Origin of the sequence: Elizabethkingia argenteiflava (assembly GCF_009904105.1) — a bacterium.
GTDB classification, from domain to species: Bacteria; Bacteroidota; Bacteroidia; order Flavobacteriales; family Weeksellaceae; genus Elizabethkingia; species Elizabethkingia argenteiflava.
This window is the reverse complement of record NZ_JAAABJ010000191.1, coordinates 1-291: the sequence shown is the minus strand read 5'-3', so window position 1 is coordinate 291 and position 291 is coordinate 1. Positions and strand designations below refer to the sequence as shown.

1 protein-coding gene is annotated in these 291 nt (G+C 34.0%); it reads left to right on the top strand.

Going from position 1 to position 291, the window contains the following annotated elements:
* Positions 1-25: 25 nt before the first annotated feature.
* A partial coding sequence (locus tag GNY06_RS01555; protein ID WP_244614329.1) for a transposase occupies positions 26-291 on the top strand: 266 nt, incomplete at its 3' end.

The window sequence follows — 291 nt, the reverse complement described above, 5'->3', positions numbered from 1 at the left end:
TTTTTTAATTGCAATCATGGTTACAATGGCTAATATACATGATAGTAAGGCTGTTATTTTACTTATGCGCGTGTTAAAAGAAATGCTTTGTGGCATTAAAGTTATTCTGGCTGATGGTGGTTATCGTGGGGAAATAGTAGATCTGGTAAAAAAGGGGTTTGGACACATTATTCAGGTTGTTTTAAGGCCTGATAAGCAAAAAAAGAATTTTCAGCCTATCCATAAAAGATGGATTATTGAAAGAACATTTGCTTGGTTTGATAACCATCGAAGACTATGCCGAATTTATGA